The organism is Flavobacterium aquiphilum (genome assembly GCF_027111335.1).
GTDB classification, from domain to species: domain Bacteria; phylum Bacteroidota; class Bacteroidia; order Flavobacteriales; family Flavobacteriaceae; genus Flavobacterium; species Flavobacterium aquiphilum.
Genome location: NZ_CP114288.1, coordinates 3,045,652 through 3,061,711, shown reverse-complemented (window position 1 = coordinate 3,061,711; position 16,060 = coordinate 3,045,652). Strand labels below are relative to the sequence as shown.

Sequence of the window (16,060 nt, the reverse complement as noted above, 5' to 3'; positions counted from 1 at the left end):
ATTGAGGAGTCTCTGTATCTTAAGAACTTAGACTCTTAGAATCTTTAAATAAAAATGATACAAACCGTAATTTTCGATATGGATGGTGTAATTGTTGATACAGAACTCGTGCACCGTTATGCCTATTACAAGCAATTTGGAGAACTTTCTATTGAAGTTCCCGAGGAAATTTATACTTCTTTTACAGGACTATCAACCCGCAATACCTTTCAGAGGTTAAAGGATGATTTTCAATTACAACAAGGTGTCGAAGATTTGATTTTGAGAAAAAGATCTATTTTCAATGATGCATTCGATAATAAAGAGGATTTGTCATTGCTGGAAGGAGTAGAAAATTTGATAAAGGATTTTCATAAGAACGGAATGCAGTTGATTGTTGCTTCTTCGGCTTCAAAAGAGACAATAAACCGTGTTTTTACTCGTTTTGATTTACACCAATATTTTTCGCATATAGTGAGTGGTGAGGATTTCCCCCAATCAAAACCGCATCCTGCCATTTTTGAACATGCAGCTTCTTTGTCTGTTGCACCAAAGGAAAATTGTATTGTTATTGAGGATAGTACTAATGGGGTGAAAGCAGCCAAATCCGCTGGGATTTTTTGCGTGGGATATAACAGTTTACATTCAAAAGATCAAGATTTATCATTGGCCGATGTCGTTATAAATCATTTTGATGAATTGAATTATGAGATCGTATCTAGTTATTAATTTGGAATTAATTAAATATTAATGTTTTAGGTTTTATGATTTTTTTTAAATTTGAACAAAACCACATAAACCTACTAATTTTATGAAATCGCCATAAACAAATAGTTTGCGTAAGCAAACACCAATAAATAAATGGCGATTGCATATTATGACTTCTGATAAATAAATTTTACATATATGAAAAAGATTCTTTTTGTTTTAACTTTTATAATTGCTCCTTTTATAGTTGAGGCGCAATTAAAAACTCCTCAAGCTAGCCCTAAAGCTACCGTTTTTCAAACTGTTGGTCTAACTGATGTTGAAATTGTTTATTGCAGGCCTTCAGCGAGAGGAAGAGCTGTATTTGGTAATTTGGTTCCTTTTGGGAAAATTTGGAGAACAGGTGCCAATGAAAATACTACGATTTCTTTCAGTGATGATGTTCTAATTGATGGTAAAGTTTTGCCAAAAGGAAAATATGCATTATATACAGTTCCTAAAATTGAAAGCTGGGAAATTATTTTTTATTCAACTACAAACAATTGGGGAAATCCTGAAGTATGGAATGAGGCTAATGTTGTGTTGAGAACCACAGTAAAAGAAGATGCTTTAGTTAAACCAGTTGAATCTCTAACTATCGGAATCAGTAGTTTGGATGCTAATTTTGGTTATTTGGATATCGAATGGGAGAATTCTTCTGTCTCAATGAAATTTGAAGTACCTACGCAAAAAAATACAATGGATAATATCGAAAAAGTATTAGCAGGACCTACTTCGGCTGATTATTTTTCGGCAGCGCAATATGTTTACCAATCGAATGGTGATAATGCAAAAGCGTTGAATTATATTGATAAAGCAATGGATATGAGCACAGAGAAACCATATTGGTACACTCGTTTGAAATCCTTGATTCAAGCGAGATCAAACGATTTTAAAAATGCTATTGAAACAGCAAAACTTTCTCTTGGAGCGGCTGAAGTTGCTAAAAATCAAGATTACGTAAAAATGAATAAAGAAAGCATTGCTGAATGGAGTAAAAAGCTTTAAATCATAGATAAGAAGTAATGGAAATCCCGATTCAACTTGAATCGGGATTTTTTTATGAAAATGATTTTACTTTGAGATCTAACAGGTTTTTCTTCAAGATTACTTCGTCAGTTCGCTATCGTTCGTGTGTAGCAAAGCGGGATCAATGTTTCCTAAATTGCCAATGTTTCTGTTCCTAAAAATTCTAATTAATTCTCTCACGATTATGAAATCACGTTTTCCGCCAATGCCGTTTGTTGTTCTTCGTTTTTGAAGACATTTGTTTGCAAAAAATACGAAATGATTATTGTGAGCAATGCACCAATAAAATTAAGCCACAAATAGCCAAGTTTTTCCTCTCCGCTTGGGTAGATGAAATTAGTAAAATAATAAATGATAAAAATTGCAATTTGACTGATAATTGCACTGTAATAAATTGATTTTCCGCCAATTTTTTTGGTGTAAAAACCAACAAGGAAAATTCCGAGGACGGTACCGTAAAATATGGATCCGATGATGTTTACGAGCTGAATAAGATTTTCAAAAAGGGTCGCGATACAGGCAAATGCAATAGCGATGATTCCCCACATGAGTGTGAAAAGTTTTGAGGCTTTTAGATAATGCCTTTCGGTTTTTTCTTCTTTGACATTGCGTTTGTAAATATCAATGGCTGTTGTTGAGGCCAATGCATTAAGCCCAGATGCAGTTGAAGACATAGCTGCTGAAATGATTACAGCCAACAGTAAACCAATTAATCCTTTTGGCAGATAATGGAGGATGAAATAGAAAAATACATAATCCTTATCGTTTGTTTCAGCTTTGCTATCTGCTTTGGAGATAATTTCCCTTGCTTTTGCCCTCAATTCTTTTTCTTTAATTGATAAATCAACTAATTCTTTTCGAAGAGTAGGATTGTCGTAATCTTGATTGAGTTGATCAATGTATAATAGATTGACTACTCTTTCGTCTTCAGACAAATGATTTAATTCTTTTTGTAAATTTTGATATTCGGTTTTGTATTTTGAGTTTTCGACTGTTATTTTATTGTTTGGATTGAAGTTTAGAGGCGTTTCGTTGAATTGAAAAAAAACAAAAACCATCACTCCGGTAAGTAGAATCAAGAATTGCATAGGTACTTTTAAAAAGCCGTTCATGATTAATCCCATTTGGCTTTCCCGAACTGATTTACCGGATAAATAACGTCCTACTTGTGATTGATCTGTTCCAAAATAAGCTAAGGCAAGGAAAAAACCACCTGTAATTCCGCTCCAGAAAGTATATTTTTCATCTAGGTCAAATGAGAAATTCACAATATTCATTTTTTGATTGGCTCCTGCAATATGTAAAGCGTTATCAAAAGTCATATCATTGGGCAAGTAATCAAAAATGAGGAAAAAAGTAATTACCATACCGGCTAATATGACAAACATTTGCTGTTTTTGAGTGACATTTACAGCTTTTGTCCCACCAGAAAAGGTATAAATGATTACCAAAATACCAATGACAATATTCATATAAGTAAGGTTCCAACCCAATAATGCCGATAAAATAATAGAAGGCGCATAAATTGTAATCCCGGTTCCCAAACCTCTTTGGACCAAAAATAAAATAGCTGCCAAAGAACGGGTTTTTAAGTCAAATCTTTTTTCTAAATATTCATAAGCAGTATAGACTTTGTATTTGTGGTAAATAGGGATAAAAGTGAGACAAATAACAACCATGGCAATGGGCAACCCAAAATAAAATTGAACAAATCCCATTCCGTCGTGATAGGCCTGTCCCGGCGTAGAAAGAAAAGTAATGGCACTGGCTTGTGTGGCCATTACAGAAAGACCTACAGTAAACCAAGGCGTTTCGTTGTTTCCTAAAATATAATCCTCAACGTTTCTACTGCCACGTGTTTTCCAAGCACCATAGATGACAATGAATAAAAGTGTTACTATCAGTACAATCCAGTCAAATAATTGCATAGGTTAAGAATATAGTTTCATTATTAAATAAAAAACAATTATAAAAAAGGCATTGGCAAGCAAGACCAGGCTGTAGGTTTTTGACCAAATTTTCGGCTTTTTTGATTCCATGTCTTTGTATTAAGGTTTTAATTTTTGATTAGGAATAGTTTCAGAAGATTTCAACGAAATCATATTGGATAACAATTTATAGGCTCCCGGAACACCTTCAGGCAATTCTCTAAAGAGGCTAAGTCCTGTGTAAATATAATTCCCTTTTCCGTAAGGGGCAATCAACAAAGCACCTTCTTTCGCGCTTTCACCTTTATCGTTTGAAGATAGGATAGGAGTGAAGGCTTTGTCAAAATCCTTTGGATAATACAATCCTTGTTCCTGTTTCCAACCTTTGAAATCATCTTGGGTAATTGTGTTTGGATAATTCAACGCAGGATGATTCGGAGCAAGGAAACGAACTTCGGCGTTTTCGTCGGTTACCCTGTCGCTGGAAATTTTCAGTGGATACGGAGCAATATTTGTTGTGACCAAATCACCTGCCGTATTGTATTGTACAATCATTGTTTTTCCGCCTTTTACAAAATCAAACAAAATATTCTGTTTGTTTGCCAATGCCTGAACAGTGTTGTAAGCTCGAATACCCGTCATTACAACGTCGAAAGATTCGAGCTTTTCTGGAGTAATATCTTCTGCTTTTACCAGAGTCACTTTGTAACCCATTTGAGCCAAACTTTTTGGGACTTCATCACCGGCACCCATGATATAAGCGATTTTTTCCTCGTTGGTTTTCAAATCAAATCGAATGCATTTTACTTCCGAAGTTTTTAAAACCTGCTGTTTTGTGATATGGTCGTAATTGATGTCAATTTTTTCTTTATCATAAGTAATACCGTCAACGGCTGCGATACTTTTACCAACGGTTTCACTCATTTGCGTAGGCGGAGTTACCTCAAAATAGAAGGTTTGTTCCATTCCTTTTTTATCCAATTGAAAAGAAATTGAGGAAGGAGAAACTTTCCAACTCTTAGGTAAATCAAGCTTTAAATTTCCTTTGATATCATTTTTTCCAGCTTTTACAGTTACACCAAGGTATTTCGATTTTGTATTGGTAAAAAGTAATACTTTGTCCTGAATCGTTGTGGTTACAACTGGAACAATGTCAAGAAAATTATACATTTCGCCTTTTACATCATCGTTGTATTTATAAACGACAGTTCTTTCAAATGGAATTTCGATATCATTGATTTTTACATTGAAAACGACTTTGGTTTCGCGAATAATATCCGGAATTCCAATGTTTTGTTGTTCTTTTACCGTGTATAGTCCTACTGTTCCTGGCTCTCTTAGCCAATAAGGTTCGGTATAGTTTATCGATTGTGGCAATTGTAAATCGATAGTTTTGTTTTGTGCTATGTTGTCTCTTAAATCGGTGTTTAGAACCGTATTTTTTTGTTCAGGCAGTGTTGTTACACTAACCAACTGCATAGGAATTGCGCTTCGGTTTATTGCTTCCAAATTAAGTTTTAGTACACTGCCGGGAGTTGCTTCCTGAGAGTTTGAAACAGCTTCCAGATATAAACCGGTACAATCAGCAATGATTTTTTTTATTTCTTCCGATTTTATTTTTTTCCAATGATTTTCCTCTAAGGCTTGAATCATTGCGTAAGCTTTAATCAAGTTCGGAATACTGGCAGATGGATTTTTGAAATCGTATTGATTGACAATAGTGGTAATAAGTTCACCTATTGATTTTCCTCCTTTTACACGATTCCAGCTAGTGTCGATTCCTTCAAAAAGAGATGATTTGTTTATTAGTGGTTCACCTTTTAGAAGTTCCAAATATTCTGTTTCTTCACCTCGGGATCCCGTGCTGCCAAATCCTTGTGATTTATGACTACTGCGGCTTAATGCGGCTATTTCCTGATTTGATTTTCCTAAAGTTGGGTAATAAACACCTGTTTGAATTGCCAACATTTTAGTTTTGTCGGCGGCATCAAATTTTTCTTTACTTCCATAAAACCACCATGAAGGGTTAAAAAATACACGTTTGGGCTGCCAAGGCTGTACGTATTGTAATTGCTCAGGAAAAGAGGCAGAATTATTGGCTAAACCAAATCCTTCCACACTTAGCATGGCTGATGATGTGTGATGCCCATGTGTTGTCCCGGGCGAACGATGGTCAAAGCGGTTGATGATGACATCGGGTTGAAATTTTCGGATAGTCCAAACTAAGTCTGCAAGCACTTTTTCTTTGTCCCATATCCGTAATGTTTCATCCGGATTCTTAGAAAAACCAAAATCGTTTGCTCTTGAAAAAAATTGTTCTCCACCGTCAATTTTACGTGCTTCCAAAAGTTCTTGTGTTCTTATTACGCCAAGTAATTCCCTTAATTGTGGACCAATTAAGTTTTGACCTCCATCTCCTCTGGTTAAAGACAAATAACCTGTTTCGGCATGTATATTATTGGCTAAATATGAAATTAAACGGGTATTTTCATCATCGGGATGTGCTGCAATATAGAGTACGGTTCCCAGAAAATTAAGTTTTTGTATTTGATTGTAAATTTCGGCAGAACTTGGTTTTTGGGGCTTTTGAGCGTATGTTGTCGGGATAGAAAGGATTAATACTAAAAAGAATTTTAAAAAAAGCTTTCGCATATAATATGGTTTTATTTCTAAAAAAAGGCGTACGAATTAGTTCAACTTCAAAAATACTAATTTAATAAAGGGAATATTTAGATGTAATTCCAAAAGTTATGTTAATGTTTGAGATTTTGATTTTATTTTGGAAAAAAGAATGCCGTTATGATCAATTAATGTGCCATAAAATATTAATATTCTAAATGCTGTTATTTAAAATTAGAATGCTAAATTTGAGAAAGCCCGAAAAGTATATTCGTGTCTATTTTAAAACTTACTGCGCTTATAAACTAACCTAACCAACATGAATATGCAATACAAAGAAGATGTCTTGAAAAATGGTTTTGAGCAAATGACAATGCTTCAGAACGATGATTATGAAGGAAAAGTGACGGCAACTTTAATTCGAAAAAGAAATTCAGTTGCTTCTACAAAAGCAATTTTATGTATTCATGGATTCAATGATTACTTTTACCAACAAATTATTGCCGAAGAATTTTTGAAGAAAGGCTACCATTTTTATGCTCTTGATTTAAGAAAATATGGCAGGTCTATTTTACCCAATCATTTAGCAAATAATGTTCGGAATTTACAGGAATATTATGAAGATATTGATCGCGCATTAGCAATAATTAGAGAGGAAGGGTGTCAAAAAACGGTTTTGTACGGTCATTCAACCGGAGGGTTAATTATTACGCTGTATGCTGAAGATCGAAAAGGAAAAGAGCTGTTTGATGTTTTAATTTGCAATAGTCCTTTTTATGATTTTAATGTTCCATCCATAGAAAAGAAAGCTGGAATTCCTTTGCTTTCTATTTTTGGAAAAATGGTTCCAAATATTAATTTACCTGTCGGTTTTTCAAAATTTTACGGGAAAAGTCTTCATAAAGATGATTTCGGGGAATGGGATTTTAATTTGAAATGGAAGCCACACGTTGCAACGGCAATCAATGCAGGTTGGATAAATGCTATCCACGAAGGGCATTTGAGAGTTACCAATGGAATTTCGCTCGATAAGCCAATATTGGTTTTGCACGCAAATAAATCAGTGTATCCAAAGGAATGGAGTGATGAAATGTTTGAAGGAGACGCTATTTTGAATGTAACTGATATTGTTGAAAAAGCGAAACATATTGAATCTCCTCAAAAAGATGTTATTGGTTTTGATCACGCTATGCATGATTTGGTCTTATCCAGAAAGCCGACACGAGATTTAGTTTTTGAAACTATATTTAATTGGCTGGATTTATATCTAAAAGATTAATTAAAAAAAGAAAGAGCACTCTTTTGAAGTGCTCTTTCTTTTTATTTAAAGTAAATGGAAGAGATTAATGTTTATGACCTTTTCCATTATTTCCTTTTCCTCCGTGATTGCCGTTATCGTGATGACCGTGATCATAATCGTGATCGTCATGATCTTCATAACGTACTTGGTATGGACCTCTCATTTTTTGAGGTTTTCCTTTATACCCTTTATAGTATTTCACTCTATGGGTCTCATAGTATGCATAAGGTGTACGACCATGGTAATCAGTCAAAACTACTTTGTATCCGTGATACAAGTCGTAATCTCTACAATAGGCAGGTAAATATCTGGAACGAATCCATCTACCATCACCGAAATAAATATATTGAGACGCTCTAATGTCATAATACATTTGGATATCCGGTAAGTAATAGTAATCTACATTATCATATCCAACTGGACCCCAAACAGGTGGTGTACCTATATGTACATTTACGTTTGGTGTTCCAATGTTTACGTCAACGGCAACTTGAGCCTGCGTTAAGCTCGCCGTCAGTAAAAGAAGTCCTGAAATAATTAATCTGCTAGTTTTCATAAGTATTTAATTTAGAGTTGGGTTTAATTTTTGAAGAAATAACAAATAACCTTTAATCGGTAAATTCATTATTATTGTTTGTTGGTCTTTTTATAATTGAAATTCCTTTTTGGAAAAACAAATTATTAGGATAGATGACCATTTCTCCCGAATGGGATTTTAATGTAACGTGAAATGCGCCAATATCAACGATTTCACCTTCTTCGGGAAAGTCTTTGTCGTGAATATATATGAAGTCCCCTATTTTAAATGGAAAAGAAAAAAACAAAATGATGCCAGAGGTAATGTTACTTAAGATTGACCATTGTGCAAACATCGCTACTCCAATTACCGTCGCAACAGACGAAATCGTAAAGAAAATATCATCCGGTTGTACTCCCCAAATTAATATTAAGGTTATAGAAGCCAAAATAGTAATCAGGATATTGATATATTTTATGACCAAATTAGTTCTCTTTTCGATAATCTGGCTGGCGGTTGCATATCGTTTTACTAATTTTGAAACTACTCTCCTGGACAAAACAACAATAAGTAATAATATTATAGTACTGATTTCCTGTTTAAGGTAGTATTCCAAAAACTCCATTTTTTATTTATAAATTTTTAAAATAGTTATACACTTTGTCTGTCGGCATTCCCATGACATTGGCGTAGGACCCCTCAATTTTTGATACTCCTATAAAGCCAATCCATTCCTGGATTCCGTAAGCTCCAGCTTTATCATAAGGTTTGTATTTTTCCAAATAATAAAGAATTGCTTGATCACTTAACGTATTAAACGTCACTTTTGTTGTTTCACAGATTAAATTTGATGTTAAAGTTGTCTTAAAACATACTGAAGTGATGACTTCATGCGTGGAATTTGACAATGATTTTAAAATTTCAAATGCATCTTGATGATCCTTAGGTTTACCTAAAGCACAATTTTTGTGCCAAACTATAGTGTCGCTAGTGATTAAAATTTCATTTTCTTGTAATTCTCCCTCAAAGGCATCTGCTTTTAATTGTGCGAGGTAATTAGTGATTTCCTCAGCCTTTAATTCTGGTGGAAAAAGTTCTTCAATTTCTTTTAAGCGAATTTCAAAATCCAAGTCCAAATCTTTGAAGAATTGTTGTCTTCTAGGGGAACCCGATGCTAATATCAGCTTGTATTTTTTTAGTTTTTCCTTAAGCATGGTGGAGAATATTATAAGTAACAACAGTGATTGAGAACAATCCGAAAAGGATAACCAGCTTCAAAACAGTACTCAAATGTTTGAAATCTTTGCTGTTTTTGGCTTCCGCCATTTTTACCGCAAAGTAAATCAAAGGAGCTACAATAGAGATTAATGCATATAAAGTTGCGATGTACAAATCAAATTCAAAAAAATATTTTTTGATGTAAAAAATTACCATAACCAACGGAATTAAACTCAAAATGAATATTAATTTTGATGTTCTTTTGATTCCAAATAAAATTGGTAATGTGTTCATTCCTTGATTGTAATCTCCATTTACATCTTCTAAATCTTTAACTATTTCTCTAATAAAATTAATTACAAAAGCGAATAAGGCGTAATCCAACAGAATTGAGAATAATTCGGCCATAACGACTTTGTTTCCGGGATTAATAGCAGGCAAAAGATCAAAAACGCCAATAATAAGAACACTGAAAGCCAATAATGATGCTACTACAAAATTTCCTATAAGTAACATTTGCTTTAAGCTTGTAGCATAAAGATATAAGGTCGCCGATATAATTATAAATATCGCTGCAAAACCTGGCCTTTCAATTACGTTTGATAAATAGAATCCGGCACCAACTCCTAAAACTGTACAAGCAAAATACCAGTTGTATGCATTAGTTTCGGAGATATTTTTGCCTACAACAACCTGATAGGGTTTGTTAATATTGTCGGTTGCCTGATCAAAAATGTTATTGATAATGTAACCACCAGCGGCAATCATTACCGTTGCAAATACCAATATAAAGTATTGCCAATCATTTAGTGCCAAAGGAATATTTTGATAATTCAAAAAACCATATCTGAATAGCAATTGCATGAGCGCAATCATCAACAGATTTTGGTAACGTATCAGTTTAAGGTATTTCATTGTAGGTTTACGACCGATTTATAGTTTGTTTGTGGTTGAGGATTAAAATCTAAATTTTAAAAATCCTTAATCAAGTTTTCCGTCAAATGATTCCATCCATTTTCCTTGTACTTTCATTACTTGCTCAATTACATCGCGAACAGCTCCTTTGCCACCGTTTTTATGAGAAATGTAGGTTGAAATTCCTTTGATTTCAGGGCTTGCATCTTGTGGGCTGGTTGGTAATCCAACTAATTGCATAACATAATAATCCGGGATATCGTCACCCATATACAATACCTGTTCTGGTTTGATATTGTTAACATCAGTGTATTCTTTGAAAGTTTTAACTTTGTCCGGAGTGCCCAAATGAATGTCGGTAATTCCTAAATTACGGAGTCTTACACGTACCCCTTCGTTACTTCCTCCAGAAATGATGCATACATTGTAACCGCTGTCAACAGCGGCTTTCATTGCATAGCCATCTTTGATGTTCATTGTACGAAGCATTTCTCCTTCATTGGTAACAAAAACAGAACCGTCAGTAAGCACACCATCTACGTCAAAAATAAACGTAGTAATATCATTCATTATTTCTTTATAGCTTTTTGCCATGATTTTGTATAGATTGGGTTAATATTTTATAAATCGTAGATTGATTTTCATTGGATAAAAATGATTCATGTGCCTTGATCGTGGAAAGATCATTGCGCTTGGCTGGACCGGTTTGCGCATCTTTTGGTGAAAGTGTCAATAATTTTTCGGCAGTTTCAAGAATCAAAGGTTTTAATATATCGAAGGAAACATGGTTTTCTTGACAAATTTCGTTTCCTAATTGATACAGGTAATTAGTGAAATTGTTAACAAAAACAGCCGCGACATGAAGTGCTTTTCTTTGATGCGAATCTATTGATTGTACATTTTCAGAAATGGAATACGCCACTTTTTCTAATAGTTTATAGTCACTTTCAAACTGCGTCTCTAGGCATAGAGGAATCGTTTTGAAATCTATTGATTTGCCTTTAGTGAATGTTTGCAAAGGATAAAAAACACCTTTTCGGTTTTTGTCATCAAGTAAAGATAGGGGAGCGCTTCCGGAGGTGTGAACAACCAATTGATTCTTAAAAGGCAATTGAGAAGAAACACTAGCAATGGCGTCATCGGAAACGGATATGATATACAAATCGGCTTCTGCCAATGCATTCCAATCAGTGATGATTTTTTGGGGATCGAGATTGTCGGTGATGTGTTTTTGAGTTCTTGAAAAAACTTGGATGATTTCCACCGCATCGCTTTTTGCGAAAGCGTCAATCAGGTGTTGTGCAACATTTCCAGAACCAATAATCGTTATTTTAATCATTTTGCAAAATTAACAAAAAAAAGTGAAGAGTTCGTTTCAAAATTTTTATCCATGATACAACAGAGATAGGCATCATTTATTGTTTTTTTGTTTAAAAAAGCTTCCTTAATTTTGGATTAAATTAACAATTATGTCCTAAAACAACTGGACAATTTTGAGTACTTTTGCGACACTTTATTAAAACGAAATCTACTTCTAAATGGATAAAAAAATATTCTCTGTCCTATTTTCTACCCGATTAATGGCAATATTATTCCTGACTTTTGCAATAGCAATGGGAACAGGGACTTTTATCGAAAGTAAATACAATACTGATACAGCTAGGATTTTAGTGTACAATACTTGGTGGTTTGAGGCTATAATGGGTGTTTTTGTGATTAATTTCATTGGAAATATCAAGCGCTATCAGTTGTTCAAAAAAGAAAAATGGGTGACTTTGGTACTTCATTTGTCTTTCATTTTTATCATCGCCGGAGCTTTTATTACCCGATATATCAGTTTTGAGGGAATGATGCCCATTCGCGAAGGCGCAACCGAAAATCAATTTTATTCAGATAAAACATTCCTAACACTTTTTGTTGACGGCGAATATAAAGGAGAAATGAGACGCAGAGTTTTTGAAAAACAGCTGTTGCTGTCTCCGGTTACGGATAATGATTTTAAAATGACAGGCGATTTTGCAGGAACCCCATTTGAAGTGCACTATAAAAATTTTATTATGGGGGCCAAAGAATATGTAAAACCAGATCCAAAGGGAAGTTTGTATTTTAAATTGGTCGAGGCTGGTGCTGGTGGTCGTGAAGAACATTTCCTGAAATCGGGAGAAGTTCAAAACATTCACAATGTTCTTTTTGCTTTGAATAAATTTACTGAGGGCGCAATTAATATCAATACGACCGGAAGTAGTTACACTGTTCAAATGCCTTTTGAAGGGAATTTTATGAGAATGGCTGATAAACTTCAAGGAAAAGTGGAGAAAGACATTGTTCAGCCTTTGATGATGCGTTCTTTATATAGTATTGGAGATATTCGTTTTGTTTTCCCGGAACCAGCCGTTAAGGGAGTAATCGATTATGAAAGCAGTAACAATTTTAAGGAAAAGAATCATGAAGATGCTTTAACTGTTATGCTTTCAGCGAATGGAAAAGAAGAAGTTGTAACTTTAATTGGTTCCAAAGGAAAAGTTGGGGATTCTAAAACGGTTAAAATAGGGGAGCATGAATATACTTTCTTCTACGGAAGCAAAGCTTATATTTTACCTTTCAAGATTAGATTGAATGATTTTATTGCTCAAAAATATCCTGGAACAGAAAAGAGTTATTCTTCATTCGAAAGTCAGGTGACGGTTCAGGATTCTGTAAAACCTTTCGATACCCGCATTTATATGAATCACGTGTTGGATCACGAAGGTTATCGTTTTTTCCAATCTTCATTTGATCCGGACGAAAAAGGAACGGTATTGTCTGTAAATCACGATTTTTGGGGAACGAATATTACTTATTTAGGATATTATTTATTGTTTTTTAGTATGATAGCGCTGCTTTTTACAAAACATTCTCGATTTGGTGATTTGAAAAGAAAATTGGATGTGGTAAAAGAAAAGAAAGCAAAATTATTGACGATTTTGGTTCTGTTATTTAGTTTGAGTGGTTTTGCACAAGAACATAATCACGAACACGATCATTCAACTGAAAAGGGAGCGGAGTCTCACGAAGAAAATACAGGACATGTAAGGATAAAACCTACACAAGCGCAATTGGATTCCGTATTGACGGCTTATACGGTTACACCGGAGCATGCCGCCAAGTTTGGACGATTGATAATTCAGGATGCTGGTGGAAGGATGAAACCAATTAACACCTTTTCATCAGAATTATTAAGAAAAGTGAGTCATTCCGATACTTATAAAGGAATGAATTCAGATCAAGTGTTTTTGTCGATGACCCAAAGCGCACAATTGTGGATTGAAATTCCGTTGATTTATATTAAACCCGGAAACGACAGTATTCGTAAGATTATCGGAATAGATCCAAAAGATAAATTTGCTCCGTTTATTGCTTTTTTCGACGAAAAAGGAAATTATAAATTATCGCCTTATTTGGATGACGCATATAAAGCAGGAAATCCAAATCAGTTTGAGAAAGATTTCGTAGAAACGGATAAGAAGGTAAACTTAATGGAATCGGCCTTGAGCGGAAGTATTTTGAAAATTTTTCCAATTCCTAATGACCCGGGAAATAAATGGATTTCGTACTTGGAACTGGAACATGCTGGTATGAAAGGGATGGATTCGACTTATACTAAAAGTATTTTACCGCTTTATTTTGGAACACTAAGTCACGCTATTGAATCGAAAAATTATAAAACTGCTGATCAATTATTGGAAAGCATCGATGGTTTTCAAAAGAAATTTGGTAGCAAAGTCAGACCAAGTGAGGAAAAAATTGATCTTGAAATTGCATATAATAAATATGATTTGCTCCAAAAATTACCTTATGCATATTTATTGGCAGCAGTCTTGATGTTGATCTTTACTATCATTAAAATTTTTAAAGAATCTAAAGTTTTGAATGTTCTGATTAATTCAATGCACATTTTTATAGCTATTCTTTTTGTGTTGCATACCATTACATTATGTGCCCGCTGGTATATTTCGGGGCATGCGCCTTGGAGTAATGCTTATGAAGCGATTGTTTATGTAGCTTGGGCGACCATGTTCTTTGGATTGGCGTTTGATATCAAATCAAAATTAACAGTAGCTTCGGCAGCTTTTGTAACAGCAATGATTTTAACAGCAGCCTACGCAAACTGGATTGATCCTGAAATCGCCAATTTACAGCCCGTTCTTAATTCCTATTGGTTAATGATTCACGTAGCAGTTATTGTGGCTAGTTATGGTCCATTTGCTTTAGGAATGATATTAGGTTTTGTGTCACTTGTTTTAATCTTTTGTACCAACGAAAAGAATAGGGATAAAATGGATTTGAACATCAAAGAAATAACGTATATCAACGAGATGGCTTTGACAATCGGATTAATTATGTTGACCATCGGGAACTTTCTTGGCGGGCAATGGGCCAATGAAAGTTGGGGGCGTTACTGGGGATGGGATCCTAAGGAGACCTGGGCATTAATCAGTATTATGGTTTATGCTTTTGTAATACATGCCCGATTCGTACCATCGTTAAGAGGAACATGGACGTTTAACCTGATGAGTATGTTTGGTTTTGTATCCATCTTGTTTACTTATTATGGGGTGAATTTCCATTTGGTAGGATTGCATTCGTATGCTAGTGGTGAAGCACATTCTTTGAGTTGGATATATTATTCATTGGGAACAATTTCATTGATTGGAGCTGTAACGTATCCTAAATATAGAAAATATTATAAGAAGTAATTTTAGATAAAATACATTTAAGTGAGCCCTGACATGAAAGTTGAGGCTCATTTTTTTTAGAATAAATTTTAATTTTTTTTTAATAATAAATCTGATTTTCAGTTAAATAAAATGTAATTTTGTATCGTAATATGCTAGTAATCAACTCTTGGCATGGTGTTTGGAAAGTTATTTATAGATGATTTTATTACTCCAAATATATTGTAGATTAGGTTGGTAGGTTGGTTTACACACATATTTATAAAATTATCAATTACAGTTAGTTTGAAAGATGCTCCAAATGGGGCATCTTTTTTTGTTCAAATCACATGTGGATTTTTTGAATTTGCTTTTTTGAGGTAGTGCAAAATTTTTAGTTCAGGAGTAACAGCTATAGCAAAATGATTGTTTTAAATAGCAGCAAATTTAAAAAGTAGCTTAAGTTTTATTTTTTAGCAAAAAAGTGTTGTTTTGGACGATAAAATTTATCATTTTATGGCTTTTGGCATTGTCTTTGATATTTCTTATATGATTTTATTAGGTTATGCAAACATATAATTTAGTAGGTTTGGTTTAGGAAAATTTGTTTGCATAGGGGGGCCTAATATCAATCAGTTATTATTTAGTTAGAAGGTGTCTCTTACGGGACACCTTTTTTATTTAAGGAAGGTGTTTCTAAGGTTGTTATTATTCAGTTTTTATTTTTGGTTTTGGTATGCTATTTGAAAAGTCTACGGTAGATAATTTAATTAGGTTTAATAAATCTAAGTTTTATTGGTTAAACTATTAGTTTAGTAAAAGCGGCGTATTTATAAAAAGATTATCGATTAGATTAGTTGGAAAGATGTTCCTTCGGGAGCATCTTTTTTTTAGGTATTATTAAATATTGATTAATTAAGATAAAACTTATTTATGTGTATTTTATAAGTGTTTTATCGATATAATTCGTATATAAACTGTTTTTGGCACGATGTTTGAAAGTTATATAAAAGGTTGGTTTATTTAGATTTTGTATATTTTTGATTAGGTCTCAAAAGTTGATTTACATAGTAAAGTCTAAAGAATGTTGGTTATATTTAGTTAGTTAAAAATG

General features: G+C 33.8%; 12 protein-coding genes. 4 read left to right on the top strand and 8 right to left on the bottom strand.

Going from position 1 to position 16,060, the window contains the following annotated elements; translation table 11 throughout:
* Positions 1–54 precede the first annotated feature (54 nt).
* Together OZP12_RS12540 and OZP12_RS12535 are read left to right on the top strand one after the other, a co-directional pair.
* Positions 55–708 (top strand): HAD family hydrolase, encoded by a 654-nt coding sequence (locus OZP12_RS12540; RefSeq protein WP_281225346.1) that lies wholly within the window; start codon positions 55–57, stop codon positions 706–708.
* A 177-nt stretch (positions 709–885) separates the two neighbouring features.
* Entirely contained in the window at positions 886–1,734 is an 849-nt protein-coding gene (locus OZP12_RS12535) for a DUF2911 domain-containing protein (RefSeq protein WP_281225345.1), read from the top strand.
* Positions 1,735–1,937: 203 nt separating this feature from the next.
* Here OZP12_RS12535 and OZP12_RS12530 read toward each other — a convergent pair whose 3' ends face one another.
* Together OZP12_RS12530 and OZP12_RS12525 are read right to left on the bottom strand one after the other, a co-directional pair.
* Entirely contained in the window at positions 1,938–3,683 is a 1,746-nt protein-coding gene (locus OZP12_RS12530; protein ID WP_281225344.1) for a sodium:solute symporter family protein, read from the bottom strand.
* 120 nt (positions 3,684–3,803) lie between these two features.
* Entirely contained in the window at positions 3,804–6,335 is a 2,532-nt protein-coding gene (locus OZP12_RS12525) for a PIG-L family deacetylase (RefSeq protein ID WP_281225343.1), read from the bottom strand.
* Between the two features lie 292 nt (positions 6,336–6,627).
* Between OZP12_RS12525 and OZP12_RS12520 the strand changes: the two genes are divergently transcribed.
* Positions 6,628–7,581: an alpha/beta hydrolase gene (locus tag OZP12_RS12520; protein ID WP_281225341.1), complete on the top strand. Its 954-nt coding sequence runs from the start codon at positions 6,628–6,630 to the stop codon at positions 7,579–7,581.
* A 64-nt stretch (positions 7,582–7,645) separates the two neighbouring features.
* On the opposite strand, the gene OZP12_RS12515 is transcribed toward OZP12_RS12520, so the two are convergent.
* From OZP12_RS12515 to OZP12_RS12490, 6 genes are all read right to left on the bottom strand, one after another.
* A complete protein-coding gene (locus OZP12_RS12515) occupies positions 7,646–8,158 on the bottom strand; it encodes a hypothetical protein (protein ID WP_281225340.1) in 513 nt (170 codons plus the stop codon).
* A gap of 52 nt (positions 8,159–8,210) precedes the next feature.
* Positions 8,211–8,744, bottom strand: coding sequence for a mechanosensitive ion channel family protein (locus OZP12_RS12510; RefSeq protein WP_281225339.1), 534 nt, complete (start codon positions 8,742–8,744; stop codon positions 8,211–8,213).
* Positions 8,745–8,751: 7 nt separating this feature from the next.
* On the bottom strand, positions 8,752–9,333 hold the full coding sequence (locus tag OZP12_RS12505; protein ID WP_281225338.1) for a Maf family nucleotide pyrophosphatase: 582 nt from the start codon (positions 9,331–9,333) through the stop codon (positions 8,752–8,754).
* Positions 9,326–10,252 carry a geranylgeranylglycerol-phosphate geranylgeranyltransferase gene (locus OZP12_RS12500; RefSeq protein WP_281225337.1) on the bottom strand — a complete coding sequence of 309 codons (927 nt, stop codon included), beginning with the start codon at positions 10,250–10,252 and terminating at the stop codon, positions 9,326–9,328. The genes OZP12_RS12505 and OZP12_RS12500 overlap by 8 nt, the downstream gene beginning before the upstream one ends.
* Before the next feature lie 66 nt (positions 10,253–10,318).
* The gene (locus OZP12_RS12495; RefSeq protein ID WP_281225336.1) at positions 10,319–10,846 is read right to left on the bottom strand and encodes a KdsC family phosphatase; all 528 of its coding nucleotides are present in this window, start codon (positions 10,844–10,846) and stop codon (positions 10,319–10,321) included.
* Positions 10,830–11,591, bottom strand: a complete 762-nt coding sequence (locus tag OZP12_RS12490) for a Rossmann-like and DUF2520 domain-containing protein (protein ID WP_281225335.1) — start codon at positions 11,589–11,591, stop codon at positions 10,830–10,832. The genes OZP12_RS12495 and OZP12_RS12490 overlap by 17 nt, the downstream gene beginning before the upstream one ends.
* Positions 11,592–11,790: 199 nt before the next feature.
* Here OZP12_RS12490 and OZP12_RS12485 point away from each other — a divergent pair, with 199 nt between their 5' ends.
* Positions 11,791–14,988: a cytochrome c biogenesis protein gene (locus tag OZP12_RS12485; RefSeq protein WP_281225334.1), complete on the top strand. Its 3,198-nt coding sequence runs from the start codon at positions 11,791–11,793 to the stop codon at positions 14,986–14,988.
* Positions 14,989–16,060: the final 1,072 nt, after the last annotated feature.

Coding starts and splice junctions, on each gene's coding strand:
- OZP12_RS12520 (WP_281225341.1), top strand. CDS start 6,628: ATGCAATACAAAGAAGATGTCTTGAAAAATGGTTTTGAGCAAATGACA.
- OZP12_RS12535 (WP_281225345.1), top strand. CDS start 886: ATGAAAAAGATTCTTTTTGTTTTAACTTTTATAATTGCTCCTTTTATA.
- OZP12_RS12530 (WP_281225344.1), bottom strand. CDS start 3,683: ATGCAATTATTTGACTGGATTGTACTGATAGTAACACTTTTATTCATT.
- OZP12_RS12500 (WP_281225337.1), bottom strand. CDS start 10,252: ATGAAATACCTTAAACTGATACGTTACCAAAATCTGTTGATGATTGCG.
- OZP12_RS12515 (WP_281225340.1), bottom strand. CDS start 8,158: ATGAAAACTAGCAGATTAATTATTTCAGGACTTCTTTTACTGACGGCG.
- OZP12_RS12525 (WP_281225343.1), bottom strand. CDS start 6,335: ATGCGAAAGCTTTTTTTAAAATTCTTTTTAGTATTAATCCTTTCTATC.
- OZP12_RS12540 (WP_281225346.1), top strand. CDS start 55: ATGATACAAACCGTAATTTTCGATATGGATGGTGTAATTGTTGATACA.
- OZP12_RS12510 (WP_281225339.1), bottom strand. CDS start 8,744: ATGGAGTTTTTGGAATACTACCTTAAACAGGAAATCAGTACTATAATA.
- OZP12_RS12495 (WP_281225336.1), bottom strand. CDS start 10,846: ATGGCAAAAAGCTATAAAGAAATAATGAATGATATTACTACGTTTATT.
- OZP12_RS12490 (WP_281225335.1), bottom strand. CDS start 11,591: ATGATTAAAATAACGATTATTGGTTCTGGAAATGTTGCACAACACCTG.
- OZP12_RS12505 (WP_281225338.1), bottom strand. CDS start 9,333: ATGCTTAAGGAAAAACTAAAAAAATACAAGCTGATATTAGCATCGGGT.
- OZP12_RS12485 (WP_281225334.1), top strand. CDS start 11,791: ATGGATAAAAAAATATTCTCTGTCCTATTTTCTACCCGATTAATGGCA.